The 21174-nt window shown below is 69.9% G+C and carries 26 protein-coding genes; 13 read left to right on the top strand and 13 right to left on the bottom strand.

From position 1 onward, the window contains the following. Positions 1 to 117 precede the first annotated feature (117 nt). Positions 118 to 2730, bottom strand: coding sequence for an alpha/beta hydrolase family protein (locus ACFWV3_RS37035; RefSeq protein WP_382418551.1), 2613 nt, complete (start codon positions 2728 to 2730; stop codon positions 118 to 120). A 190-nt stretch (positions 2731 to 2920) separates the two neighbouring features. Further along, a complete protein-coding gene (locus ACFWV3_RS37030) occupies positions 2921 to 3082 on the bottom strand; it encodes a hypothetical protein (RefSeq protein WP_382418549.1) in 162 nt (53 codons plus the stop codon). A 68-nt stretch (positions 3083 to 3150) separates the two neighbouring features. Here ACFWV3_RS37030 and ACFWV3_RS37025 point away from each other — a divergent pair, with 68 nt between their 5' ends. The 3 genes from ACFWV3_RS37025 to ACFWV3_RS37015 all read left to right on the top strand — a co-directional run bounded on the left by ACFWV3_RS37025 (position 3151) and on the right by ACFWV3_RS37015 (position 4763). Further along, positions 3151 to 3747 carry a histidine phosphatase family protein gene (locus ACFWV3_RS37025; RefSeq protein WP_382418548.1) on the top strand — a complete coding sequence of 199 codons (597 nt, stop codon included), beginning with the start codon at positions 3151 to 3153 and terminating at the stop codon, positions 3745 to 3747. Further along, positions 3747 to 4220, top strand: a complete 474-nt coding sequence (locus ACFWV3_RS37020) for a GNAT family N-acetyltransferase (RefSeq protein ID WP_382418546.1) — start codon at positions 3747 to 3749, stop codon at positions 4218 to 4220. The genes ACFWV3_RS37025 and ACFWV3_RS37020 overlap by 1 nt, the downstream gene beginning before the upstream one ends. Positions 4221 to 4346: 126 nt before the next feature. Further along, complete coding sequence (locus ACFWV3_RS37015) at positions 4347 to 4763, top strand: DUF5684 domain-containing protein (RefSeq protein ID WP_382418544.1); 417 nt, start codon at positions 4347 to 4349, stop codon at positions 4761 to 4763. A gap of 81 nt (positions 4764 to 4844) precedes the next feature. Here ACFWV3_RS37015 and ACFWV3_RS37010 read toward each other — a convergent pair whose 3' ends face one another. The 3 genes from ACFWV3_RS37010 to ACFWV3_RS37000 all read right to left on the bottom strand — a co-directional run bounded on the left by ACFWV3_RS37010 (position 4845) and on the right by ACFWV3_RS37000 (position 7017). After that, entirely contained in the window at positions 4845 to 5723 is an 879-nt protein-coding gene (locus ACFWV3_RS37010; RefSeq protein WP_382418542.1) for an SAM-dependent methyltransferase, read from the bottom strand. Positions 5724 to 5807: 84 nt separating this feature from the next. Continuing rightward, positions 5808 to 6509 carry a S1 family peptidase gene (locus ACFWV3_RS37005; RefSeq protein WP_382418541.1) on the bottom strand — a complete coding sequence of 234 codons (702 nt, stop codon included), beginning with the start codon at positions 6507 to 6509 and terminating at the stop codon, positions 5808 to 5810. A gap of 91 nt (positions 6510 to 6600) precedes the next feature. Further along, positions 6601 to 7017: a hypothetical protein gene (locus tag ACFWV3_RS37000; RefSeq protein ID WP_382418539.1), complete on the bottom strand. Its 417-nt coding sequence runs from the start codon at positions 7015 to 7017 to the stop codon at positions 6601 to 6603. Between the two features lie 254 nt (positions 7018 to 7271). Here ACFWV3_RS37000 and ACFWV3_RS36995 point away from each other — a divergent pair, with 254 nt between their 5' ends. Both ACFWV3_RS36995 and ACFWV3_RS36990 read left to right on the top strand, forming a co-directional pair. Further along, the gene (locus ACFWV3_RS36995) at positions 7272 to 8207 is read left to right on the top strand and encodes a diacylglycerol/lipid kinase family protein (protein WP_382418537.1); all 936 of its coding nucleotides are present in this window, start codon (positions 7272 to 7274) and stop codon (positions 8205 to 8207) included. A 245-nt stretch (positions 8208 to 8452) separates the two neighbouring features. Further along, positions 8453 to 8707, top strand: a complete 255-nt coding sequence (locus ACFWV3_RS36990) for a WhiB family transcriptional regulator (RefSeq protein WP_330853468.1) — start codon at positions 8453 to 8455, stop codon at positions 8705 to 8707. A 142-nt stretch (positions 8708 to 8849) separates the two neighbouring features. On the opposite strand, the gene ACFWV3_RS36985 is transcribed toward ACFWV3_RS36990, so the two are convergent. Further along, complete coding sequence (locus ACFWV3_RS36985; protein ID WP_382418656.1) at positions 8850 to 10328, bottom strand: histidine kinase N-terminal domain-containing protein; 1479 nt, start codon at positions 10326 to 10328, stop codon at positions 8850 to 8852. A 54-nt stretch (positions 10329 to 10382) separates the two neighbouring features. Here ACFWV3_RS36985 and ACFWV3_RS36980 point away from each other — a divergent pair, with 54 nt between their 5' ends. Next, positions 10383 to 10457, top strand: coding sequence for a 50S ribosomal protein bL37 (locus ACFWV3_RS36980; protein WP_369809028.1), 75 nt, complete (start codon positions 10383 to 10385; stop codon positions 10455 to 10457). A gap of 64 nt (positions 10458 to 10521) precedes the next feature. Here the strand turns inward: ACFWV3_RS36980 and rsrA are convergent, their stop codons facing one another. Next, positions 10522 to 10782 carry a mycothiol system anti-sigma-R factor gene (gene rsrA, locus ACFWV3_RS36975; protein WP_330853469.1) on the bottom strand — a complete coding sequence of 87 codons (261 nt, stop codon included), beginning with the start codon at positions 10780 to 10782 and terminating at the stop codon, positions 10522 to 10524. Further along, entirely contained in the window at positions 10779 to 11444 is a 666-nt protein-coding gene (locus tag ACFWV3_RS36970) for a sigma-70 family RNA polymerase sigma factor (RefSeq protein WP_382418534.1), read from the bottom strand. The genes rsrA and ACFWV3_RS36970 overlap by 4 nt, the downstream gene beginning before the upstream one ends. A gap of 50 nt (positions 11445 to 11494) precedes the next feature. Here ACFWV3_RS36970 and ybaK point away from each other — a divergent pair, with 50 nt between their 5' ends. Next, positions 11495 to 11971 carry a Cys-tRNA(Pro) deacylase gene (gene ybaK / locus ACFWV3_RS36965; protein ID WP_382418533.1) on the top strand — a complete coding sequence of 159 codons (477 nt, stop codon included), beginning with the start codon at positions 11495 to 11497 and terminating at the stop codon, positions 11969 to 11971. Here the strand turns inward: ybaK and ACFWV3_RS36960 are convergent. Together ACFWV3_RS36960 and ACFWV3_RS36955 are read right to left on the bottom strand one after the other, a co-directional pair. Further along, positions 11968 to 12480, bottom strand: a complete 513-nt coding sequence (locus tag ACFWV3_RS36960; protein ID WP_382418531.1) for a hypothetical protein — start codon at positions 12478 to 12480, stop codon at positions 11968 to 11970. The genes ybaK and ACFWV3_RS36960 overlap by 4 nt on opposite strands. Positions 12481 to 12613: 133 nt before the next feature. Further along, positions 12614 to 13156, bottom strand: coding sequence for a DinB family protein (locus ACFWV3_RS36955; protein WP_382418530.1), 543 nt, complete (start codon positions 13154 to 13156; stop codon positions 12614 to 12616). A 65-nt stretch (positions 13157 to 13221) separates the two neighbouring features. Here ACFWV3_RS36955 and ACFWV3_RS36950 point away from each other — a divergent pair, with 65 nt between their 5' ends. Then, on the top strand, positions 13222 to 14079 hold the full coding sequence (locus tag ACFWV3_RS36950) for a hypothetical protein (RefSeq protein ID WP_382418528.1): 858 nt from the start codon (positions 13222 to 13224) through the stop codon (positions 14077 to 14079). Here ACFWV3_RS36950 and ACFWV3_RS36945 read toward each other — a convergent pair. Together ACFWV3_RS36945 and ACFWV3_RS36940 are read right to left on the bottom strand one after the other, a co-directional pair. Beyond that, complete coding sequence (locus ACFWV3_RS36945; protein ID WP_382418526.1) at positions 14076 to 14687, bottom strand: alpha/beta family hydrolase; 612 nt, start codon at positions 14685 to 14687, stop codon at positions 14076 to 14078. The genes ACFWV3_RS36950 and ACFWV3_RS36945 overlap by 4 nt on opposite strands. Continuing rightward, on the bottom strand, positions 14684 to 15406 hold the full coding sequence (locus ACFWV3_RS36940; RefSeq protein ID WP_382418524.1) for an SOS response-associated peptidase: 723 nt from the start codon (positions 15404 to 15406) through the stop codon (positions 14684 to 14686). Before ACFWV3_RS36940 ends, ACFWV3_RS36945 begins: the two co-directional genes overlap by 4 nt. An 86-nt stretch (positions 15407 to 15492) precedes the next feature. Here ACFWV3_RS36940 and aroA point away from each other — a divergent pair, with 86 nt between their 5' ends. The 4 genes from aroA to ACFWV3_RS36920 are packed head-to-tail and all read left to right on the top strand — an operon-like array spanning position 15493 to position 18989. Further along, positions 15493 to 16761, top strand: coding sequence for a 3-phosphoshikimate 1-carboxyvinyltransferase (aroA, locus tag ACFWV3_RS36935; protein WP_382418522.1), 1269 nt, complete (start codon positions 15493 to 15495; stop codon positions 16759 to 16761). A gap of 2 nt (positions 16762 to 16763) precedes the next feature. Further along, positions 16764 to 17762 carry a ribosome small subunit-dependent GTPase A gene (rsgA, locus tag ACFWV3_RS36930; protein WP_382418655.1) on the top strand — a complete coding sequence of 333 codons (999 nt, stop codon included), beginning with the start codon at positions 16764 to 16766 and terminating at the stop codon, positions 17760 to 17762. Between the two features lie 2 nt (positions 17763 to 17764). Next, positions 17765 to 18238 (top strand): hypothetical protein, encoded by a 474-nt coding sequence (locus tag ACFWV3_RS36925; RefSeq protein WP_382418520.1) that lies wholly within the window; start codon positions 17765 to 17767, stop codon positions 18236 to 18238. Between the two features lie 22 nt (positions 18239 to 18260). Then, positions 18261 to 18989 carry an NAD-dependent epimerase/dehydratase family protein gene (locus ACFWV3_RS36920; RefSeq protein ID WP_382418518.1) on the top strand — a complete coding sequence of 243 codons (729 nt, stop codon included), beginning with the start codon at positions 18261 to 18263 and terminating at the stop codon, positions 18987 to 18989. Here the strand turns inward: ACFWV3_RS36920 and pruA are convergent. Then, positions 18986 to 20614 carry an L-glutamate gamma-semialdehyde dehydrogenase gene (pruA, locus tag ACFWV3_RS36915; RefSeq protein ID WP_382418516.1) on the bottom strand — a complete coding sequence of 543 codons (1629 nt, stop codon included), beginning with the start codon at positions 20612 to 20614 and terminating at the stop codon, positions 18986 to 18988. The two genes, ACFWV3_RS36920 and pruA, sit on opposite strands and share 4 nt — an antisense overlap. Positions 20615 to 20650: 36 nt before the next feature. Between pruA and ACFWV3_RS36910 the strand changes: the two genes are divergently transcribed. Then, a complete protein-coding gene (locus ACFWV3_RS36910; RefSeq protein WP_382418514.1) occupies positions 20651 to 21037 on the top strand; it encodes a VOC family protein in 387 nt (128 codons plus the stop codon). Positions 21038 to 21174 lie beyond the last annotated feature (137 nt).

Genomic DNA, 21174 nt, shown 5'->3' with positions numbered 1-21174 from the left:
GGGTGCATCGTGGTGCCGCCCCCACATCCTCGTACTGGTTGTACGTGGGCGTGGGGGCGGTGCCGCGAGGCGCCCTGCTGAGCGTGGATTACCTCGCCGACGTTCCGAGACGCGCCACTAGGCGGCGTCGGCCACCCTGCCCGTCACCTCGAACCCGATGCCGGTGGGCGAGACGCCGTCGAACTTCAGCCGGACCTGCTCCTCCCCCTCGGCCTCGGTGTCGGCCGCGGTCGGCACGGGCACCTCGATCGACGTCTGCCCCGGCGGGATGTACACGTAGAGCCAGAGCTGGGTCGTGGACAACGGCCGCGACGGCAGCACGTCCTCCCCCGAGTTGCGCAGGAACCAGGTGGCGTCGACGTCCGTTGTGGACAGTTCGGCACCGGCCGGCGCCACCGGAACGGCTTCCAGCGCGACCGGGGCGTCCGCGGCCGCCGACAGCGTCACCCGCCACTTCAGCACGCCGCCCTCGGTCACGCTGTCGGCGACCGGGGCGATCGTCACCTCCGGTGCCGGGTCGTCCTCCTTCACCAGCAGACCACCGACCGCGGTCCCGACGACGGCGTTCGAGATCGCCTGCAGGGCAAGGGGGATCTGCCGGTCACCACCCCACTTCGTGTTGCCCTGGAACGACAGCGCCACCTCGGTGCGGTTCTCGCCCGGTGCGAGCGTCACGAGTTTCGTGACGGACTGGTTGGCCTCGGTGTAGAAGATCCGGACCACCCGCGTGCCGCTGCCACCGGCGGTGACCGCCACGGTGTAGGTCTGGGTGCCCGAGTCGCCCTCGTTCACCTTGCTGACGGTGGCATCGGCCCGGCCCAGACCGGTCGGCACGACCGGGACCAGACCGTCGCTCCAGCCGTGGGCGTCGATGAGCCACGCCTCACCCGAAGCGGACTCCGGGGCCAGTTCCAGCGAGGCCACCTCACCGAGGTCGGCGGGGAGCGGGACGCGGACTTCCTGCCCCCACAACGGACTGACGCGGCTGCTGCCGGGAAGGCCGGTGACCGAGACCGACCCGAGCGCGTGCTTCTGTCCACTGTGGTCGGTCACCGAGACGCCGAACCGGGACTCCGGCGCGTTGGCGGGCACGACCAGGCGCAGCGCCAGGTGGGACGAGCCCTGCAACGACACCGGAGCGGCCGGCTGCACGACCGCCGCCTGCCCCGCCGCCGTCCACTTCAGCGCCACGGCGACACGTTCCGGCTGCGACAACGCATAGCGGAAGCCGACGAAATGCGGCGAACGAGCGGCAGTGCACCCCGTGGTCGTGTCACGCACGACCTGCAGGCACACCCGAGCACTACCCGACGCGACCGTCGTCGGATCCGGCACGATGAACGGCTTCCGCGCCGCACCGACGGCGTGCGAGAGAACACGAGCCGGATCAGCGGACGGCGGACGAACGCCGGTACCGTCGAGCAACGGGAGCACCGCGGTGTCGCCCGCCAGGAACAGGTGCGCGGACGCCGCGATGTAGGTGGCACCGGCCTGTTGCTGCTGTTCCGCGGTGAGACGGGTCGCGGTGCCCGGTGTGCACAGCGGGTCGGCCGGGGTGCCGGGCGAGAAGTCGTCGGACGCCGGTGCCTGCGCCTGGCCGGGGGTCCACTCGCTGTTGAAGAAGTTGTGGTTCGCACCGACCACGTACAGCGCGCTGTGCAGGGCCGCACCGGAGCTCAGACCACGGGTCTGGTCCACGAAGATCTGGCCCTGCAGGTCGGAGACGTCGCCGTCGCAGCCTGGCAGGAACGTCACCGAGGGCACGTCCGGCGCCGGGTTGTGGCCGAAGATCGTGGGCCCGATCAGCACGTCGCCCCGGATGGTCCATCGCACCGGACCGGGGTAGCCCGTGTCGCCGGCCGGCGGAGTGAGGCTGTCGGTGGCCGCCCGGTTGACGCCCTCGCCGCCGCGGGAGTGGCCGACGAGCAGCACGTTGTCCAGGTCGGCCTGCACAGCGACGGGCGCGGAGCCGGTGCCGGACGACCAGTCGGCCCACTTCGCCAGGTGGTGGCGCACCAGCGACGACCGCCCCTGCGCACCCGCGTCGGCGGTCAGCGCGTCCTGGGCGTTGATGCCGTTCGCGGAGATCGACACCGTCAGGTAGCCCTGCGAGGCGAGGAGCTGCTGCGCCTTCAGGTAACCGCGGTGGCTCGGGACGGCGGTCGTGCCGCTCGGGCACGGCCAGGCGAGGCTGATCTGGTTCGCCGTGCCGTAGCAGGTGAAGTGCCTGCCGTGCAGGAAGAGCACGAGCGGCCGCTTGCCCGGCGCGCCCTCCGGCGCCACGACGACGCCCTTCATCTCGATCGGCACCTGGTAGTCCGGCAGCGTGATGTCGCCGAGCTCGTACTCCGCGGTGGTCGTGGCGTACTGACCGGGCGTGCCGGGGTCGACGTCCACCTTCGGCTGGAGGGCGGGCAGCGCGGGCACGGCCAGCGAGGCCGGCGGCTGCTCGGCGACGTCCAGCCGCCTGCCCGCCGATCTCACCTGCAGCGCTGCCGGGTCCCGCAGCCCGGCCGCCAGCGTGAACGTGCGCAGGTCGGCCGACTCCCTGGCGCGGCCGAGGAACCGGTCGCCCTCCCAGAACTCGACGCCCGCGTCCGTCACCGGCAGCGGTGCGGGAGCGGTCCAGCTGATGACGTCACCGGCGACGGTCAGGCCGAGTGGAGGTGGTGGAGCGGCCGACGCGGGCGCGGGTACGACCGCGGCCAGCAGCACAGGTATCAACAACACGAATGTCCGGCGCAAGTGGTTCCCCCTTGACTGAGGACGATCCACTCAGTTCTAGCGAGGCAGGACACCACTTCGGCCGGATTCGGGCCGACCGGAACGACAACCAGACGGACGTATTACGCCACTCGGCTCATTTGAGATGCGAATAGCGGTTGACCCAGCGCAGCCCAGGCTCTACAGCGATTTCGGGTCAGTGGTCTCTGTTGTCGCCGTCGCGTTCGTTCTGCCGCAGTTTGTTCCACGTCGAAGTGAGCTCGGTGCGGATGCGCGCGACGCGGACGCCGAAGGCCTCGCGGATCTCTCGCGCGTCCACCTCGTCGGGGACGCCGTGGTTGGGCTGGTCGGCGGTCATGGCGTGCGGGGTACCTCTCGCCAGGACTCCTCCAAACGTGCTCCCCGTCACTCCTTAGGATCGAACAGGTGAGCACCCACCTCTACCTGCTGCGCCACGGCCAGACCGAGTGGTCCGAGACCGGCAGGCACACGGGACGCACTGACATCGAGCTGACGCCCGAGGGCGAGCAGCAGGCACGCCGCGCCGGCGCCACGCTGGCCCGGCTGAGAGGCACGGACTCCGCACCCGCGCTCGTGCTGACGAGCCCGCGGCACCGGGCCACCAGGACGGCGGAGCTCGCCGGGCTGGAGGTCAGCGCGACGACCGAGGACCTCGCCGAGTGGGACTACGGCGACTACGAGGGCATCACCACCCCGCAGATCCGCGAGCGCGTCCCCGGCTGGACGGTCTGGACGCACCCGATGCCGAACGGCGAGACGCACGCCGAGGTCCAGGACCGCGCCCGCAAGGTGCTCGGCGAGGTGCGCAAGATCCTGCCCGGCGGCGACGTGGTGCTGGTCGGCCACGGCCACTTCAGCCGCGTGCTGATCGCGGCGTGGCTGGGCCTCGCGCCCGACCAGGGAGTCCACTTCGGACTGGACCCGGCCGGCCTCTGCCAGCTGGGCGACGAGCGGGGCGACCCGCAGGTGCGCAGGCTCAACGTGCCCGCGTGGGAGGTGTGATGATCCGCCGAGTGGAACCGCGCGACGTCGACGCGGTCGTGCGACTGGTGCACGAGCTGGCGCTGTACGAGAGGGCGCCAGAGCAGTGCCACCTCACCGCGGAGCAGTTGCACACCGCGCTGTTCAACGACAACCCCGCGCTGTTCGGCCACGTGGCCGAAGTGGACGGTGAGGTCGTCGGAATCGCGTTGTGGTTCCTCAACTTCTCGACGTGGGACGGCGTGCACGGCATCTACCTCGAGGACCTCTACGTCACGCCGGAGCACCGCGGCAGCGGCATCGGCAGGCAGTTCCTGGAGACACTTGCACAGGAGTGCGTTGCCAAGGGGTACAGCAGGTTCCAGTGGTGGGTCCTCAACTGGAACGAGCCCAGCATCGGCTTCTACAAGAAGCTCGGCGCCGTCCCGATGGACGAGTGGACGGTCATGCGGGTGGCCGACGAGGCGCTGCGGGAGCTGGGCTCTTCACTCTGAAGGTTGACGGAAGGTCTCGAAAGGCTCACGAAACGGGAATTCCACACAGGACCGGTGCACGGTCCTGGCAGCGTCCCCGCTCGCCGATCCCCCGGCACAGAGCAAGCGTGGAAAGAAGGAAAGACCGTGGGCAACGACCCGACCACCGACATCGACCCGGCGTCCGCCGGAATCGGCATCGTCGGCATCATCCTGTACCTGGCGTTCCTCGTCTTCGCCATCGTGGTCATGTGGAAGACGTTCACGAAGGCCGGCCAGCCCGGCTGGGCCGCGATCATCCCGATCTACAACTTCTACGTGTGGCTGAAGATCGCCGGCCGTCCCGGCTGGTGGCTCATCCTCATGCTGATCCCGGTCGTGAACATCATCATCTCGGTCATCGTGTCGATCGACTTCGCCAAGTCGTTCGGCAAGGACACCGTGTTCGGCGTCGTCGGCCTGTGGCTGTTCAGCCTCATCGGTTACGCGATCCTCGCGTTCGGTGGCGCCCAGTACCACGGCCCGGCCGCTCTCGCGGGCCAGCAGGGTGCCTACCGGGGCTGACCCCGAGCAAGACCAAGGCCGGGCCCGAAGCCACCCCTGTGCTTCGGCCCGGCTTTTGCTTTGTCCGGCGCCTACGTGGACCTACGCGCCTACGATCCCGACCGCGCCGTAGGTGGACGCGTCCGCCGCCGCCGAGGCGCTGGGCAGCTCGCCGTCCGCACGCCAGTTCGCCGCGAGCACCAGGCCGGGCTCGAGCAGCCGCAGGCCGCAGAGGAACTCCTCCACGTCCTGCTTCGACCGGGGCACGAGCGGCGTGTGCACGCCGTGCGCCATCTCGACGAACTTGTCGACGAGCTCCGGCTCGACGTCCTTCGTGAGGTGCGTGAGCGCGAGGATGCTGCCTTCGCACAGCGCGGCCCGATAGCGCGCCACGACGCCCGCGGGCTCCTCGGTGACGTACGGGAGGATGCCGACCATCAGCACCGCGGTCGGCTTGGTGAAGTCGATGAGACGACGTGTCTCCGGATCACGCAGCACGGCGCCGACGTCGCTCACGTCGGACTGCACGATGGCGGCGTTGAGGTTGTCCCGCAGCATCGTGCGGGCGTGCGCCACGGCGATCGGGTCGTGGTCGACGTAGACGACGGAGCACGACGGGTCGATCGCCTGGGCGATCTCGTGGACGTTGCCGGCCGTCGGGATGCCGCTGCCCAGGTCGAGGAACTGGCGGATGCCGTACTCCTCGACGCACAACCGCACCACGCGGCGGGAGAAGGACCGGATCGTGCGCGCGATCTCGGCCACGGGGACCTGCGCGATGCTCTCCTCGGCGAGCACGCGGTCGACCGCGAAGTTGTGCGCTCCGCCGAGGTAGTAGTCGAACAGGCGAGCCATGTTCGGGCGCTCGGAAGCGCCACCTGTCGTCACCCGCTTCGGGCCGTCCTGCACTGCGCACCTCACCTGCTCCCGAGCGGCGCGAACGCTGGGGGCACGGTAACCGGCTACTCCGTTCGTGTCCATCCACCATTAGTGAACACGCAGGGTGATGGCCCCCGGCCGGAGCCGAGGGCCATCGCAGGGTTACCGCTGGTCAGACAGGGTGTGTCACACGCCCGCGTACTGGCGGATCCAGGCGCGGTAGCTCGTGTTGTTGATGTTGGTGTAGTTCGAGACGCTCGACCGGTCGGAGGTGGACGCGACACCGACCTGGCGGCCGTTCGCGAACATCGGGCCGCCGGAGTCCCCACCAGCGGCGATGCCGTTGATGCGACGCACGCTGATGGCCTGGCCACCCCGGTAGTCACGGCCGTTGGTGGTCGTGACCTGGGTGTCCGCGACCTTCAGGTAGCGGGACTGGCAGTTGATCTCCGGCTGGTTGGTGCAGGTGGCACCCCAGCCGTAGAGCTGCACGGTCTGACCTGCGGAGACGGTCTGGCCGAGCGGGGAGAACGGGGAGGACATCGCCGTGCTGACCCGGACGAGCGCCAGGTCGGCCGACGGGTGCTTGATGATCTGGTTACCGGTGACGAGCTGCCCGCCCGACGTCTGGTCCAGGCTGCCCGCGCGGAACGTGTACGTGCCAGACGAGGCCACGCAGTGCTCGGCGGTCAGGATCCAGGTCGGGGCGATCTTCGTGGCGGAGCAGTTCTGCTGCCCGTTCACGAAGAGGCGCGCCGCGTACGGGAAGTTCGACGCGGTGCCGCCGCCGATGATCATCGGCGACATGTTCGGGTCCTCGGGAGCGGCCGAGGCCGTCACCGGTGCGAGGGAGAGCGCCGCCAGGAAGGCACCCGCGATCGCGGTCATAACACGCATGGTTGGTCACCTCTTGAGTGCAGGGAGTGGTTAAGCAACCACGCACAGCTTCACTCTTCGGTGTGAGGCTGACCACCCTCCTTTAGTCGGCTTTGTCGTGATCCGCCGAGTCGTCGCCCCAGGCCCACCGACGGCCGTCGTTCGTGAACAGCAGCACCAGCACCACCGCGCAGTAGATGCCACCCAGCGACCCCAGAAGCTGCTGGTCGGACGGGCCGTACGCGTACCAGGCGCACCCCAGGAGCAGCAGCTGCGTGACGATCACGGGCGTGCGCGCGCCGTGCTGGCCGCGGAACAACAGGACCGAGGCGAGGATCGCCGCGCCGAACCAGATCACGAGCACACCGGCGGCGCCGAGGATCGGGCCCACGGGTGTCGCTCCGCCGATCACCCGGACGATGAGCGCGACGGCCAGCGCGATGCCGCCGAGACCCTGCAGGACGGTGAGCGCGGAGGCGATGCGCACCGAGCGCGGCGGCGCCGGGGTTCCAGTGGTCACGGGGGCCTTTCCTCACGTTCTGTACCTGGTCACGGATCGTAGGCCACCCGGTTGGAGGGCTCGCCCGGCACGCCCGCCGCGAGAAGATCAAGGGGCCTCTTCAGCGAGCCGGCGGTCGTCCGGGGTGCACTCGACTGCGAGGGGGAACGCGGTGCTGACGGAAGGGAGATTTGCGCCACTTTCGTGAGGCTGGGGCCACCCCGAGGGAGGACATGCGAGACGCCGGCAGTCACGCATTGTCTTACTCTCAAGTGGTGCGCGCTCTTCTCGTGGTGAACCCGCAGGCGACTACAACGACGCCGGCGGGGCGTGACGTGTTGGCGCACGCGCTGGCCAGCGACGTGAAGCTGGAGATCGTCCAGACCTCCTACCGCGGCCATGCGGCGGACGCCGCGAGCCAGGCGGTGGCGGACGGGTTCGACCTGGTCATCGCCCACGGCGGTGACGGCACGGTCAACGAGGTGGTCAACGGCGTCCTGCGCGACGGCCCCCGTCCGGACAGCCCGATGGTCGGTGTCGTGCCCGGCGGTTCGGCCAACGTCTTCGCGGGTGCCCTCGGCATCCCGCGCGACCCCGTCGAGGCCACGCACGTCCTGCTCCAGGCGATCGAGCACGGCACCAGCAGGCGCATCGGGCTCGGCCAGGTCTTCGCGGACGTGATCGACGACGGCCGCTGGTTCACCTTCAACGCCGGCATGGGCCTCGACGCCGACGTGGTGGCGGGCGTCGAGCGCAAGCGCGCCAAGGGCCGCAACGCGAGCCCCGCCCTCTACCTGAGCGTCGCGCTGAAGGCGTACGCGCAGAACGTGCGCAAGCCGCAGCACTTCACCGTCGAGATCCCCGACGAGCCGCCGTTCGAGGACGTCGGCATGGTGTTCGTGTCGAACACCGACCCGTGGACGTACTTCGGCGACAAGGCGATCCAGCTCAACCCGAGCACCTCGTTCGACGGCGGGCTCGGGCTGAGTGCGCTGGAGACTTTGCGGGTACCCACGGTCGGCCGGTACGTGGCCCAGATCCTCGCGACCGGCAATCCGAAGAGCGGGAAACTCGTTCGGCGTGACGACGTGGGTTATGTCAGAGTGAAGTGCGAGGAGCCCGCCAACCTCCAGGTGGACGGAGATTTCCTCGGAACGACCACGGCGGTGGAGTTCCGGGCGGTCCCCGATGCGTTGACTGTTGCCGTATAAGCAACTTGACAGTCCGTGATCGGTTCGTGACCGTCCTGGTACTGACCCGGGATGTACTGCAGTCGAGTGACAGCAGAGCGTGAAACCCCAGGTGAACGCTGTCGATCTTTTGGGTGAGTTCACTCACCGGGTCAGTGCTTACCCCTTGACATCTCTGCCGTTCGTGAAAGCATTCACAAGCACCCCAAAAACGACCGCTGACAACCGGCGTGCCCTTGTGCGCGCCTAGCTGAGGAGTAGTTCCAATGGACTGGCGCCACCGCGCGATCTGCCGCGACGAGGACCCCGAGCTGTTCTTCCCCGTTGGGAACAGTGGTCCCGCGCTGCTTCAGATCGCCGAGGCGAAGACCGTCTGCCGTCGCTGCCCCGTCGTCTCCGACTGCCTCGCGTGGGCGCTGGAGAGCGGCCAGGACGCCGGCGTGTGGGGCGCTATGAGCGAGGACGAGCGTCGCGCTCTCAAGCGCCGCAACGCCCGCACGCGCGCCCGCAGCAACGCCTGAGCAGGCTGTTCGCCCGCAAAGAGACATATAAGAAGAAGCCCGACACCGTGCCAGGTGTCGGGCTTCTTCTTTTGTTTGCACACCCTCCCGCATGACCACGTGAGACCGCTGAGGCTGGTCGTCACGTGTGCACGGCGTTAGTTTACCGCCGCCCTCTGAGCGGCACGCGCAGGACCGCCTCAGTACCGCCTCGGGGCCGTCGCCGCAAGCTCAAAGAGCCCCTCAGTTCGGAGTCGACGAGGGTCCGGACGATCTGCAGACCCAGCCGGTCGGTGCGTTCCAGCGAGAAACCCTGCGGCAGGCCCTTGCCGTCGTCGGTGATCGTCACGTCGAGCCACTTCGCCGACCGCTCGGAGTGCACGACGACCTCTCCGCGCTGGCCAGGGGCGTAGGCGTGCTCGAAGGCGTTCTGCACGAGCTCGGTCAGCACCATCACCAGCGGGGTCGCGATCTCGGCCGGCACGATGCCGAACCCGCCCTCGCGGCGCACGCTCACCTGGGTCTCGGTGACCGCCACGTCGCCCATCATCGGGATCACCTTGTCGACCACGTCGTCGAGGTCGACCCTCTCGTCGACGGACATCGACAACGTCTCGTGGACGAGTGCGATGGAAGTCACACGCCGGACCGACTCGGCCAGTGCCTCCTTCGCCTCCGGGTTGCTCAACCTGCGGCTTTGCAGCCTCAGCAGCGCGGCGACCGTCTGCAGGTTGTTCTTCACCCGGTGGTGGATCTCGCGGATCGTGGCGTCCTTGGACATCAGCGCGCGGTCGCGCCGTCGCACTTCCGTCACGTCGCGGCACAGCACGATCGCGCCCGCGGCCTGTCCGCGCGGCCGCAGCGGCAACGCGCGGAACAGCACCGCGGCGCCGCGGCGTGACTCGGCCTCCATGCGCATCGACGTCTGGCCCTCGAGCGCCTGCCGGATGCGCTGGGCCACCTCGGTCGCGTCGAACGGATCCCCTATGAGGCTGCGGGTGAGCGGCGCGAGGTGCACGCCGACCAGGTCGGACGCGTGCCCCATGCGGTGGTAGGCCGACAGGGCGTTCGGCGACGCGAACACCACCGCGCCGGACGGGTCGAGCCTGATCAGGCCGTCACCGACGCGCGGGCTGGTGTGCACGTCCGGCGACGGTTCGGGTGCCGGGAACGTGCCGTCCGCGATCATCTGGCACAGGTCGGCGGCGCTGCCGAGGTAGGAGATCTCCAACGGCGACGGCACCCGCGGCACGGCGAGGTTGGTGCTGCGGCTCAGCACCGCGATGACCTGGTTGCCCAGCCGCACCGGGATGGTCTCCCTGCGCACCGGCACGCCGAGGTGCCAGCGCGGGTCCTCCTCGCGGCAGATGCGCGACTCGTCCTTCGCCCGGCGCAGCTGCGGGTGCTCCTCCGAGTCGACCTCGCTACCGACCACGTCCTCCGGGTGGGCCGTGGGCGCCGTCGTGGGACGGGCCTGGGCGACGCAGAGGAACTTGTCGTCCTCCAGCGGCACCCACATCAGGAAGTCCGCGAACGAGAGGTCGGAGAGGAGCTGCCACTCCGCGACGACCAGCTGCAGGTGGTCGACCGCGGCGCCGGAGAGCTTGGTGTGCTCGGCCAGCAGGTCCGTGAGCGTAGACAGAACTCCTCCATGAGAAACTGGTGGGCGAAGCAGTTCTGATCCTAGGAGACACCCATGTCGAAGCGTGCTCGCAAGCGCCGCGACCGCAAAAAGGGCGGCGCCAACCGAGGCAAGCGCCCCAACGCCTGAGTGCTGCGAAAGGCCCTGGACACCACGCCGGTGACCAGGGCCTTTTGTCTAGCGGGAGGACCTCTCAGTCCTCGGTGCGAATCTCCACGATCGTCGCCCTGATGCGCGCCTTCAGGTCAGCGGGGGCGTAGTCACCGCCGCACTTGCGCGCGAGCAACGCCTTGAGGTGCTCCTCCAGCCCGAACTGCTCCAGGCACGGGTGGCACTCGTCGAGGTGCGTCTGCAGCGCCGCGCGACGGGACCCGTCGCACTCCTGGTCCAGGAACAGCCAGACCTCGGACAGCACCTCGGAGCAGTCGGTGTCGTGGGGTTCGCCGCAGTTCATGACGCGTCTCCGTTGCTGCCTCGCAGGAAACCACGGTCGCGGGCGACGTCCGCCAGCATGTCGCGGAGCTGGCGACGGCCCCGGTGCAACCGGGACATCACCGTGCCGATCGGGGTGCCCATGATGTCAGCGATCTCCTTGTAGGCGAAGCCTTCGACATCGGCGAGGTAGACCGCGATCCGGAACTCCTCCGGCAACCGCTGCAATGCTTCCTTGACGTCGCTGTCGGGCAGGTTGTCGAGTGCCTCGACCTCAGCGCTGCGCAGCCCGGACGAGGTGTGGCTCTCCGCCTGCGCCAGCTGCCAGTCCGTGATCTCGTCGGTCGGCTGCTGGATCGGCTGGCGCTGCTTCTTGCGGTAGCCGTTGATGTAGGTGTTCGTCAGGATCCGGTACAGCCACGCCTTGAGGTTCGTGCCCTCCGAGAAGGACGCGAACGCCGAGTAGGCCTTGAGGTACGTCTCCTGCACCAGGTCCTCCGCGTCCGCCGGGTTGCGCGTCATGCGCAGGGCGGCCGAGTACAGCTGGTCGAGCATGGGCATAGCGTCGCGCTCGAAACGCGCGGCGCGCTCCGCCGTCGTCTCTGTCGTGCCGGTGGCGGGCACCGCGCTCCCTTCCCACAGGTTCTGGGTCGGGACTGACTCTACGCGGGACCGCTCGAGCATGTTCGTCACCACGTCCTACGTAACAACGGGGGTGCTGGTAGTAATTCCGCATGGCCGGACGTGGGACCCCCGCCACAGCGCTGCTGGACAAGCAGCGGGTGGCGCACACCTTGCACTCGTACGAGCACGACCCCCGGCACGAGTCGTACGGGCTGGAGGCCGCGGAGGCGCTCGGTCTGGTGCCGGAGCGCGTGTTCAAGACGCTCGTGGCCGAGGTGGACGGCAAGCTCGCTGTCGGCGTCGTGCCGGTGACCTCGCAGCTCGACCTGAAGGGTCTCGCGGCCGCGCTGAAGGGCAAGAAGGCGAAGATGGCGGTCGTCGCCGACGCCGAGCGCGCGACGGGTTATGTCGCCGGCGGAATTTCCCCGCTCGGGCAGAAGAAAAGACTGCCGGTCGTGCTGGACGAGTCGGCACTGCAATTCGACACTGTTTTCTGCAGCGCCGGCAGGCGCGGTCTCGAAGTCGAGATCACGCCTGCCGACCTGATGCGGCTCACCGATGCGGTGGTCGCGGAAATCAGTGCCTAACCGACCGGCGCCTGGATGCCGCCGCCCCGGACGTACTCGGCACCGATACCCGACGCCGGCCACGCGACGGTGACCAGAGCGCCCAGCTGACCCTGGCCGGGAAGGTTGAAGCGGACGAACGCGGGGGACTGCTGGGGACCCTCGTTGTTCGACGCGATGTACATGGCGGCGTAGCTGTCCCCGCCGACCAGCGTCTCGGTGTACGGAGGCTGGCGCCCGTTCAGGGCGGCGTGGACGTCCTCGCCCTTCCAGTCGAGGAAGCGCAGGTTGCTCACGGTGCCGCCGATCCGGCAGGAGGCGCCCTCCGCCGCGACGAACCGGATCACGTGCGCCTTGTCCTTGGCCGACGGGGAGTGCATGTCGTCGACGCGGATCGCCAGATCGTCACCCGTGCACCACGGGGCCGCCGCTTTCGTGCCGGAGGCCTGAGCGGCGGAAGCCGCCACGACGGCCAAAGCGGCTGTACCGGCCAGTGCGGCTGCGGTCGCAATTGTGCGGAAACGGCTCACGTGTTCTCCCGAATTCGTCTCGACAGGTATTCGCTGTACACACTGAACGACGGCCCGGAGATACACGTGGTTGTCACGGAGATCGGATTTCGTGCTTTCGGCCGACCAATTCCTCCATTCGGAAGAGTTCGCCCTACTCGCCGGTCTTGCCGTCGATCGCCTCTCTGAGCAGGTCGGCGTGGCCGTTGTGGCGGGAGTACTCCTCGACCATGTGGATCAGGATCCAGCGCAGGCTCACCCTCCGGCCGTCCCGCCACGGCGGCCGCCGCGCGAGCTGGCCGAGGTCGCCGGTCTCCAGAGCCTCCTCGACGCATCTGCGGGCGCGGTCGACCTCGTCCTGCCAGAGGGCCTGGAGCTGCTCCGGGGTGTCGTCGGCGGCCGAGTGCCAGTCCCAGTCGTTGTCGGCCTTCCAGTCGACGCTCTTCCAGGGCTCCAGCGGCTCGCGGTCGTGCAGGACGACGTGGAACCACTGCTGCTCGACGTAGGCGATGTGCTTGACGAGGCCGCCGAGCGTCATCGACGACTTCGCGGTCGTCTGCGCCAGCTGCGCCGCGGTGAGGCCCGCGGTCTTCCACGCGAGGGTGGCGCGGTGGAACTCCAGGAAGCCGGTCAGGGTGGCCGGCTCGTCACCGTCCATCGGCGGTTCCGGGCGGCCCTGCTCGTCGAAGTCGCTCATGGCGCAGATCCCAGCCGAAGTCGTAGGGTGCCACCATTTGGTTTAGACCAATACAGGAGGCAGACGTGCGCATCCTCGATCTCGACCGCCCCGGGCTCGCCGCGCTCCGCGGTCCCGACCTGTCCGCCGCCGTCGCGGCGTCCGAGGGACGGACCATGGTCGCCGAGGTGTTCGCCGACCGCGCCGCGCTGTCGTTCGACGGGCAGAACGGTGTGCACAACGCCGAGCTGATGGCCGCGTTCGGCGCCGACGTCGTCGTGCTGAACATGATCGACCGGGTCTGGGACGGCCGCACGTTCCACTTCCCCGGCCTCGGCGAGCTGGGCAGCCTGCGCGAGCTGGCGGAGCGGCTCGGCAGGCCCATCGGCGTCAACCTGGAGCCCGGCACCGTTCCCGACCTGCGCAAGGCGACGCCCGAGAACGCCCTGCGGCTCGCCGACGCGGGAGCGGCGCTGCTGGTCGTGACCGCCAACCCCAGCACCGGCGGCTCGCTCGAGGGCATGGCCAGGGCCACCGAGCAGATCCGCACGGACGCCGCGCTGTGGGTCGGCAAGATGCACCACGCCGGTCACCCGGAACCGATCACCGCCGCCAAGCTCACCGCCCTCGTCGACGCGGGCGCGGACGGCGTGATCGTCCCCATCCCCGGCACGCTGCCCGGTGTGACCAGGGAGGCGGCCGCCGAGGCCATCAGGGCCGTGCACGAGAGGGGTGCCGTCGTGATGGGCGCGATCGGCACGTCCCAGGAGGGCGCGCACACCAACGTCGTGCCGCAGCTCGCGCTCACGGCGAAGGAGATCGGCGTCGACGCGCACCACATCGGCGACTGCTTCCTGCCGGGCATGGGCGACCCGGAACTGCTGTACGCCTACTCGGTCGCGGTGCGCGGGCGCCGGCACACGTGGACGCGGATGGCGCGTTAGTCGAGCGGTCGCAGCACCCGGTCCAGCCACTCCCCGACCGACCGGCCCACGTCGGCGACGGACGCCTTCAGCGAGTGGTCGCCCTTGAGCAGCACGACCTCGCGGTGGTGGCCGCGGCCGGGCTGGCCGAACGGGTCGTTCTCGCCCTGCACGACCAGCGTCGCGACCTCGACGCCGTCGAGCTCGGCCAGCCGGGACTTCTCCGGCTTGCCCGGAGGGTGCACCGGGAACGCGAGGCACAGCACCGCCACGGCCTGGCCCTCGACGGACGTGCGGCAGGCCACCCGCGCGCCCGACGACCGGCCCCCGAACACCAGGGGCAGGCCGTCGAACCAGCGTTCGCCGAGGTCGTCGACCACGGCGAGCCACGAGGTGTCGAGCTGGTTGGCGGGCGCCGGGGCACGACGGCCCGCGACGCGGTAGGGCTGTTCGACCAGGGCCACGTGCACGCCGACGGAGTTCGCGGCGTGGCAGGCGGCCACCAGGTCGGGGGCCTCGACGCCACCACCGGCGCCGTGGCCGAGGAGCAGGGCCGCACGCGGTTCCTGGGCGCAGTGCAGGGAGGCCCTCGCCGGGCCGTGCGGCGTGTCCACCAGCAGTGTGGTCACGACAGCTCGAGCTGGGTGGGTGCGGGCTCCCCGGCGAGCGGGACGCGGTCCAGCAGGGACGGGTCGTTGTTCTTCACGCTGCCGACCGCCGCCGACACGGGACGCAGCTCGAGCGCCTCGACGATCGACGGGTCGGGGGTGAGCAGCTCACCGGGGTCCAGCGACTCCGGGTCGAGCCACGCCGCCCACCGGTCCGGTGGCAGCAGCAACGGCATGCGGTTGTGGATCTCGGTCAACGCGCCGATGGACTCCGTGGTGAGCACCGCGCACGTGACGGTCGGAACGTCGTCCTTCCACCACACGGACCAGATACCGGCCATCGCGAGCGACGTGTCGTCCCCGAACGTCATGAAGTACGGCTGCTTGCGACCCTCGCCCGGCTGCCACTCGTACCAGCCCGCGGCCGGGATGATGCAGCGGCGCTTGGTCACGGACTGCTTGTAGGCGGGCTTCGTCAGCACGCTCTCCGCGCGGGCGTTGATCATCTTGGCCGCGCCGGAGAGGTCCTTGGCCCAGTGCGGGACCAGGCCCCAGCGCATGACCCGGACGGCGCGCTCGATCTCCTCGTCCTCCGGCTTGCGCTCGACCACGGCCATGACGTGCTTGGTGGGAGCGACGTTGTAGTCCGCCCCCGGCGCGTCGCCACCGGTCCCGTCCACCGCGTCGAACTCGGCCGCCAGCAGCGCCGGGTCCTTGGTGGAGGCGTACCTACCGCACAAAACAGATCACCTCCGAAGTCGCAATGATCCCACGCCCGGAACACCTGTGCGAGCTGCCCGGACGCGCATGCGGGATCATTCGGGGCATGACTCAGCACTGGTCAGCCCCCAGCGCGTCCGGCCCAGTCCACTCGACGGTGCCGGTGCCCGGCTCGAAGTCGATCACCAACCGCGTCCTGGTGCTCGCGGCGCTGGCCGACGGGCCGTCCACCGTGCACGCGCCGTTGCGCAGCCGCGACACCGTGCTGATGGCCGCCGCGCTGTCGTCGCTGGGCATCGGGTTCACCGACCGCGAGGACGGCGGCTGGGACGTGCTGCCCGGTCTGCTGCGCGGACCGGCCGACGTCGACTGCGGGCTCGCGGGCACGGTCATGCGCTTCCTGCCGCCCGCCGCCGCGCTGGCCGAGGGCGAGATCCGGTTCGACGGCGACCCGCACGCCCGCCTGCGGCCGATGAGCACCGTGCTGGGTGCGTTGCGGTCGCTGGGCGTCGAGGTCGACGGCGACGCGCTGCCGTTCACGTTGCACGGCACGGGTTCGGTGCCGGGTGGTGAGGTGACGATCGACGCGTCGGGCTCGTCGCAGTTCGTGTCCGGGCTGCTGCTGTCCGCCGCCCGCTTCGACAAGGGCGTGACGATCCGGCACGACGGCAAGCCCGTCCCCTCGTTGCCGCACATCGAGATGACGGTCCAGACGCTGCACTCGGTCGGCGTCGAGGTGGACACCGACTCCGCCAACACCTGGCGCGTCGAGCCCGGCGTGATCAAGGCCCGCACCTGGCACGTGGAGCCGGACCTGTCGAACGCGACGGTGTTCCTGGCGGCGGCCGCGGTGACCGGTGGCGAGGTGACGATCCCGCACTGGCCGGCCACGACGACCCAGCCCGGTGACGCGGTGCGCGGCATCCTGGAGCGGATGGGCTGCGAGGTCGAGGTGTCGGAACGCGGCCTCACGGTGCGCGGCCCGGCGAAGCTGTCCGGTCTGGACGTCGACCTGCACGACGAGAGCGAGCTGACGCCGACCGTCGCCGCGCTGGCGGCGCTGGCCGAGGGGCGCACGGTCATCCGCGGCGTCGCCCACATCCGCGGCCACGAGACCGACCGGATCGCGGCGCTGGTGAACGAGATCAACGCGTTGGGCGGCAGGGCGTCCGAGACCGAGGACGGGCTGGTCATCGAACCCGTGCCGTTGCACGGCGGCGTGTGGCAGGCCTACGCCGACCACCGGATGGCGACCGCGGGCGCGATCATCGGCCTGGTGGTGCCGGGCGTCTCCGTCGACGACATCGGCAGCACGACCAAGACGATCCCCGACTTCCCGGGCATGTGGGACGCCATGCTCACCGGGTGCGCGTAGAAGTGGGCAAGCGGGACTGGCGCAAGCTCGACGAGTCCGACGTGCGGGTGCGCCCCGGCAAGGGGACGCGGCCGCGCAGCAAGAGACGACCGGAACACGCCGACGCCGAGACCGCGATGGTCATCGGCGTCGACCGCGGCCGTTGGACGTGCGCGCTGGAGTCCGGCGTCGTCGTCACGGCGATGCGTGCGCGCGAGCTGGGTCGCACGCCCGTGGTGGTCGGTGACCAGGTCGGCATCGTCGGTGACACGTCGGGCCAGCCGGACACGCTGGCCCGCATCGTGCGCGTCGAGGAGCGCACGTCGGTCCTGCGCCGGACCGCGGACGACACGGACCCGTTCGAGCGCGTCGTCGTCGCGAACGCCTCCCAGCTCATCATGGTCGTCGCGCTAGCCGATCCGCCGCCGCGCACGGGGTTCATCGACCGGTGCCTGGTCGCGGCCTACGCCGGTGGCCTGGAACCGGTGCTGTGCCTGACGAAGTCGGACCTGGCGTCCGCCGACTCGTTGCTCGCGCTCTACACCGAGCTCGACGTGCCGGTGATCGTGACGCGGTTCGACGAGGAGCCCGCCGTGCTGCGGGAGCGCCTGACGGACACCGTGTCGTGCCTGATCGGGCACTCGGGCGTCGGCAAGTCCACGCTGGTCAACCGGCTGGTGCCGGACGCGAACCGCGCGGTGGGCGTGGTGTCGGGCGTCGGCAAGGGCCGGCACACCTCGACCCAGGCCGTGGCGCTGCGGCTGCCAGAGGGCGGCTGGGTGGTGGACACGCCGGGCATCCGCTCGTTCGGCCTGGCGCACATCACGCCGGACGACATCGTGAAGGCGTTCCCGGACTTCGCGGAGGCGGCGGAGGAGTGCCCGCCGGGCTGCGGTCACCTCGGCGCGCCGGAGGACCCCGGCTGCATGCTGGACGAGCTGGTCCCGGACGCCCCCGGCAGGCTGGCGTCGCTGCGGCGGCTGCTGGCGTCGCGCGCGGGCCGCGACGATTACGCTGACTGATCATGAGCTTGCGCTGGTTGCCACCCCTGCTGGTCGTTCTCGCCGCCTGCTCGGCCCCCGGCGGCGGGAAGTCGTTCGTCGCGACCGACCCGTGCTCGGTGCTGAAGGACGGGGACGCGGGTGCGCTCAAGGGCACCCCCGCCAAGTCGGGTCAGGCCTGTGACTTCGCCTTCGACGGGCTGACCGCGAAGCTGACGCTGCGGGAGGCGGCCTTCGCGGACGAGTCGCAGAAGCTGCTGGCCGACGGCGGCACGGGCGGCGTGATCGCCGGTGGCGAGGGCGACAGCAACAACCGCCCGGTGACCACCAGGTGCGAGGACTCCTCCGGTGAGGTGACGTGCGACGCCGTCCTGGAGGTGCGGGAACGGCAGCTCGTCACCCTCCAGGTCGTCCAGCGGAGCAACGACCGCAACGCGGTCGGTCAGGTCGTCCAGGGCCTCGCCGCGAAGGCGTACGAACGGCTTGTCACAACCTGACGCGCTGTCCCGTCCCCCTGTCATGAAGGTATTCGTGATCGGTGCGACGGGTGTTCTCGGACGGCAGGCGGTGCCCCGGCTCCAGGCGGCCGGGCACGAGGTCGGGGTGCTGGACCGGCACACGACCTCGCTGTTCGACGCCGACCGGCTGGCCGCGGCGCTGACGGGCTACGACGCCGTCGTCAACCTCGCCACCCGCATCCCGCTGTCGGCGAAGGCCGTGCTGGCCAGTGCCTGGGCGGAGAACGACCGCATCCGCACCGAGGGCAGTGCCGCCCTGGTCGAGGCCGCGACGAGGGCCGGGGTCGGGCGGATCGTCCAGGAGGGCATCTCGTTCGTCTACGCGGACGGCGGCGACCGGGAGCTCGACGAGGACGCGCCGCTGAAGCCCGTCGGGCACATCGCCAGTTCGGTCACCGCCCAGCACAACGTCCTCGCGCACCCCGGCGGGGTGTTCCTGCGCATCGGCCTGCTGACCGGTGGTGAGGCGCAGTCGCCGCCGGTGCTCGTGGGCGACGGCTGGATGTCGGTCGTGCACCCCGGTGACGCGGCGGCCGCGGTCGTGTCCGTGCTGGACGCTCCCGCGGGGATCTACAACGTCGGGTCGCCGGTGCTGAAACGGAACCTGGGGATCACCCGGCTGCCGCGGCTGATGGGCAGGTTCGCCGCGTCGTTCGAGGTGTTCGCGCGGTCGCAGCGGGTCGTGAGCACGAAGCTGACCGAGACGACGGGCTGGCAGCCTCGCCACTAGCCCATGTGCGGGTACCGGTGGTCGGTCGGCGGTACGAGGGTCTCCTTGATGGCGCGCGGGCTCGTCCACCGTTGCAGGTTGTAGATCGAGCCCGCCTTGTCGTTGGTGCCGGACCCGCGTGAACCGCCGAACGGCTGCTGCCCGACGACCGCGCCCGTCGGCTTGTCGTTGACGTAGAAGTTGCCCGCGGCGAACCGCAGGGCCTTGTGCGCCTGCTCGACGGCGAAGCGGTCACGCGCGAAGATCGCGCCCGTCAGCGCGTACGGCGTGGACGTGTCGATGATCTCCATCATCTTGGGGAAGTCCGCGTCCTCGTAGACGTGCACGGCGAGGATCGGTCCGAAGTACTCCGTCGTGAAGATGTCGTGGTGCGGGTCGGTGCCGAGCAGGACCGTCGGGTCGACGAAGTAGCCCACCGAGTCGTCGCACGAGCCGCCGGCCAGCACCTCGACCGATGTGGACGCCGACGCCATCAGCAGCGCCTCCTCGTGCTTCGCGAACGCCCGCCGGTCGATGACGGCGCCGCCGAACACCGACAGGTCCGTGACATCGCCGTACGACAAGGACTTCGTGACGTCGAGCAGCCGTTCCCGTACCTCGCTCTCCCACAGCGACCGCGGCACGTAGGCCCGTGACGCGGCACTGCACTTCTGGCCCTGGTACTCGAAAGCACCGCGCACGAGCCCCGTGACGAGCGCCTTGGGGTCGGCGGAAGCGTGTGCCAGCACGAAGTCCTTGCCCCCGGTCTCCCCGACGACGCGCGGGTAGGCGCGGTAGTTGTCGAGGTTGCCCGCCATCGTCTGCCACAGCGCCTTGAACGTCCGCGTCGACCCGGTGAAGTGCAGCCCGGCGAAGAACCTCTCCCGCAACGCCACCTCGCTCACCGCCTGCCCGTCCCCCGTGACGAGGTTGACCACCCCCGGCGGCAGGCCCGCTTCCTCCAGGAGCCGCATGGTGAAGTGCGCGGCCAGCTGCTGCGTGGGCGACGGCTTCCACACCACGGTGTTGCCCATCAACGCGGGTGCCAGCGGCAGGTTCCCGGCGATGGCCGTGAAGTTGAACGGCGTGATCGCGACGACGAACCCGTCGAGCGGCCGGTGGTCCATCCGGTTCCACACGCCCTTGCTGGAGACCGGCTGCTCCTCGAGGATGCGACGGCCGAAGTGGACGTTGAACCGCAGGAAGTCGACGAGCTCGCATGCAGCGTCGATCTCCGCCTGCTGCACGGACTTCGACTGCCCGAGGATCGTGGCGGCGTTCAGCGTGTCCCGCCACGGCCCGGCCAGCAGGTCGGCGGCCCGCAGCAGCACAGCCGCCCGCTCGTCGAACGGCAGCTCCTGCCAACCGGGCGCCGCGTGCTGAGCGGCCCGCATGGCGTCCGCGACATCGGCGTTGCCGGCCTGCGCCGTCTGCCCGAGCACGTGCCGGTGGTCGTGCGGCTGGACGACGTCGATCCGCTCACCCGAGGCCATCCGCTGCTGCCCGCCGATGGTCATCGTCAGCTCGTGCCGCTCGCCTTCCAGCTCCGCGATCCGTGCCTGGAGGCTGGTGCGTTCGGCGCTGTCGGGACCATAGGCGCGCACGGGTTCGTTGACCGGTTCGGGTGCAGACGTGACGGCGTCCATTCCCCCATCGTGGCACGCGGTAGTAGGGTCCGTCGGGTGGCGCGGGTGACAGGCATCGGCGGGGTTTTCCTGCGTTCCAGAGACCCTGCGCGTTTAGCGGCCTGGTACCGCGACAACCTCGGCGTGCCCATGTCGGAGAAGGGCGCGGTGACGTTCCACTGGCTCGACACGGCCACGTCGGACCGTCCCGGAACCACGACCATGGCGCTGTTCGCGCAGGACACCGAGTACATCGGGGAGCCGCATCAGCGGACGATGCTGAACCTTCGCGTGGACGATCTCGGGTCGTTGATGACGAAGTTGAAGGCTCGGGGGGTTGAGGTTCTGCCGGAGACCGAGGACTCGGAGTTCGGGCGGTTCGGGTGGTGTGTGGATCCGGAGGGGAATCGGATTGAGCTTTGGGAGCCGGCTGAGGGGATGTAGTCGGTTCCGTGCGAGTTCCGGCGTGGTCGCCATTGCGGTCTGGTGCCTGTTCCAGCGTGGGCGTGCACCTCGGACGAAGCGAGGGTGTTCATCGCCGCTCCGCGACGATCCGCGATTGGGGCTTGACTTCGGGGCCC

It is taken from the genome of Lentzea sp. NPDC059081, from assembly GCF_042738015.1.
GTDB lineage: Bacteria > Actinomycetota > Actinomycetes > Mycobacteriales > Pseudonocardiaceae > Lentzea.
This window is presented reverse-complemented; position numbering and strand designations above follow the sequence as displayed.

What these genes read in the sequence shown, in the direction of transcription:
- ACFWV3_RS37030 (WP_382418549.1), bottom strand. Translation starts at nt 3,082, where the DNA reads ATGACCGCCGACCAGCCCAACCACGGCGTCCCCGACGAGGTGGACGCG.
- ACFWV3_RS37020 (WP_382418546.1), top strand. Translation starts at nt 3,747, where the DNA reads ATGATCCGCCGAGTGGAACCGCGCGACGTCGACGCGGTCGTGCGACTG.
- ACFWV3_RS37010 (WP_382418542.1), bottom strand. Translation starts at nt 5,723, where the DNA reads ATGGACACGAACGGAGTAGCCGGTTACCGTGCCCCCAGCGTTCGCGCC.
- ACFWV3_RS37005 (WP_382418541.1), bottom strand. Translation starts at nt 6,509, where the DNA reads ATGACCGCGATCGCGGGTGCCTTCCTGGCGGCGCTCTCCCTCGCACCG.
- ACFWV3_RS36990 (WP_330853468.1), top strand. Translation starts at nt 8,453, where the DNA reads ATGGACTGGCGCCACCGCGCGATCTGCCGCGACGAGGACCCCGAGCTG.
- rsrA (WP_330853469.1), bottom strand. Translation starts at nt 10,782, where the DNA reads ATGAACTGCGGCGAACCCCACGACACCGACTGCTCCGAGGTGCTGTCC.
- ACFWV3_RS36970 (WP_382418534.1), bottom strand. Translation starts at nt 11,444, where the DNA reads ATGCTCGAGCGGTCCCGCGTAGAGTCAGTCCCGACCCAGAACCTGTGG.
- ybaK (WP_382418533.1), top strand. Translation starts at nt 11,495, where the DNA reads ATGGCCGGACGTGGGACCCCCGCCACAGCGCTGCTGGACAAGCAGCGG.
- ACFWV3_RS36955 (WP_382418530.1), bottom strand. Translation starts at nt 13,156, where the DNA reads ATGAGCGACTTCGACGAGCAGGGCCGCCCGGAACCGCCGATGGACGGT.
- aroA (WP_382418522.1), top strand. Translation starts at nt 15,493, where the DNA reads ATGACTCAGCACTGGTCAGCCCCCAGCGCGTCCGGCCCAGTCCACTCG.
- ACFWV3_RS36925 (WP_382418520.1), top strand. Translation starts at nt 17,765, where the DNA reads ATGAGCTTGCGCTGGTTGCCACCCCTGCTGGTCGTTCTCGCCGCCTGC.
- ACFWV3_RS36920 (WP_382418518.1), top strand. Translation starts at nt 18,261, where the DNA reads ATGAAGGTATTCGTGATCGGTGCGACGGGTGTTCTCGGACGGCAGGCG.
- pruA (WP_382418516.1), bottom strand. Translation starts at nt 20,614, where the DNA reads ATGGACGCCGTCACGTCTGCACCCGAACCGGTCAACGAACCCGTGCGC.